Annotated in this window: 2 protein-coding genes; one reads left to right on the plus strand and one right to left on the minus strand. The window is 61.1% G+C overall.

Annotation, left to right across the window (positions count from 1 at the left end; translation table 11 throughout):
* A partial coding sequence (locus JF66_RS17125; RefSeq protein WP_035879905.1) for a heavy-metal-associated domain-containing protein occupies window positions 1-182 on the minus strand: 182 nt, incomplete at its 3' end.
* A 153-nt stretch (window positions 183-335) separates the two neighbouring features.
* Here JF66_RS17125 and JF66_RS17130 point away from each other — a divergent pair.
* Window positions 336-1,775 carry an MFS transporter gene (locus tag JF66_RS17130; protein WP_035879908.1) on the plus strand — a complete coding sequence of 480 codons (1,440 nt, stop codon included), beginning with the start codon at window positions 336-338 and terminating at the stop codon, window positions 1,773-1,775.
* Window positions 1,776-2,130: the final 355 nt, after the last annotated feature.

The raw sequence follows: 2,130 nt of genomic DNA on the forward strand, positions 1-2,130 counted from the left end.
TCCTCGACCGCTGCGAGGACTGCTGTATCGTCCAGTGCGTCTTGGCCGGTCACGACAAGCATTCCGGTCTTCGCACTCACGTCAATCGACTGGATGCCTGCTACCTGGCTGACCTCTTCCCGGATCGAAGTCTCGCAATGACCGCAGGTCATCCCGGTCACCTGATATTCGCGCATTGTCATAAAGCTCTCCTTTGCTGATTCGAAGTTATACCCCTAGGGGGTACCAGTACTGACAACACTATACCCACTAGGGGTATTCCTGATACGGTACCCCCGTAGGGTATAAATCAACTTGTGAATCGCCCACTACGGCGCAATCGAAGGGAATCTGGAATGTCTCAAGCAATACCGGGGCGTGGGAAGAAGAGGCTCGCGCTCTTCCTCATCGCACTCGCGCAGTTCGTCGTGATCATGGACACCTCAATCGTGGGCGTCGCGTTGCCCCGAATGCAGGAGGAACTGGGCTTCAGCCCCGAGAACCTCTCCTGGGTTTTCAACGCCTACGTCATCACATTCGGCGGGCTCCTGCTGCTCGGCGGGCGTCTTGCGGATGTCTTCGGCGCCCGACGGATGTTCACCACGGGTTGGGTCGTTCTCCTCGCTGGCTCCGCAGCAGCGGGGCTCGCAGGAAACGTCGCGTTCGAGTTGATCGGGCGTGGCGTGCAGGGAGCCGGTGCGGCACTCATCGCACCCGCGGCACTCACGCTGCTGATGAAAACCTTCGGGTCGAGCCCGAAGGAGCTCGGTGGCGCGCTGGCCCTCTATGGTGCGGCCGCGCCAGCAGGGGGAACGGCGGGTGTGTTCCTCGGCGGCGTCATCACTGAGTACATGTCGTGGCCATGGGTCTTCTTCATTAACATCCCGCTCGCCCTCGTGGTCTTCGCCCTCGTCGCCAAAGCGCTCCCGGCAGATGGACCCCGCATTCGCGGCTCCATCGACATCGCCGGTGCCCTATTGGTTACCGCCGGACTTGCGCTCGGCGTCTTCGCGATTGTCCGAGCACCAGAAATTGGATGGGCCAACGTAGAAACGTGGGGAGCACTCTCCGGGGCCGCAGCCTTGCTCGCACTGTTCGTACTCGTTCAGGCTCGCCGGAAGCAGCCACTAATGCGCCTTTCGATCTTACGGATCCCGAATTTGGCCGCGGCCAACCTGGCCCAGTTGTTGCTCGCCGCCGCGTGGATCCCGATGTGGTTCTTCTTGAATCTGTACCTGCAACAAGTCCTGGGCTACTCGGCGTTCCCCAGCGGTGCCGCCCTCCTGCCCATGACCGCATTCATCATGATCACCATGATCGTGCTTGCACCGCGACTGACTGCGCGATTCGGGCCGAAAGCGATGACGGTGACTGGTCTTATCGTGCTCGCCGGCGCCCTGCTGTGGTTGTCCTTCGTCCGCGTGGATGGAAACTTCTGGGTAGATGTCCTCCCGGCCTCGCTTCTGGCCGCACTCGGAATGTCTCTGGCGTTCATCCCAACCCTCGGCACAGCGATCTCCAGCACCCCGCAGGTGGAGGGCGGCCTCGCTTCCGGCCTCGTCAACACCAGCTACCAGGTCGGATCCGCACTCGGCCTTGCGGCGATGACAGCAATTGCAGCCGCCAACGGTGCGACGGAAAGTGGGAACCTTCCGGCGCTGACCGCCGGATTCTCCTCAGCGTTCATCGGCGCAGCCGTGATTGCCCTCGCCGGCGCTGTGCTAGCTGCGATCACACTTCATGCGCCCACGCGCACGCCTGCCATCGAAAAAGAAACCATCACCATCCGCGACTAAAATCTGTCGGGTGCGGTCAATGTATCCGTGACCGCGCCCGACACACCATTACCGTGTTCATAGCCATGGATGGTGTGTCCAGCCCTTCGAACCTGCGGCGTTCCTCGATGCCCGCAAGCCGGACGGTTACTGCAACAGATCCAGGGCTGATCCGCGCAACTGCCCAAAACTCTGTGGTCGTGTCAGAGGGGAACCTCTTACGGGACTAGCGGCGACTGGTACGCGTTGCTGCGGCTCAGGCTTGCTTAGCCTGTATGCCGCGGGCCCAATCGATGATCAGACGTAAACCAGCCTCGAAACCTGGCTCGTTTGGACGGTTAAGGAAACCGTGGAAAGTCTCGGGAAGTGCGTGGTA

This window comes from Cryobacterium sp. MLB-32 (assembly GCF_000738085.1).
Taxonomy (GTDB): Bacteria; Actinomycetota; Actinomycetes; order Actinomycetales; family Microbacteriaceae; genus Cryobacterium.

Bases quoted from the DNA above. Each gene is read 5' to 3' on its own strand.
- JF66_RS17130 (WP_035879908.1), top strand. From the start codon at position 336: ATGTCTCAAGCAATACCGGGGCGTGGGAAGAAGAGGCTCGCGCTCTTC.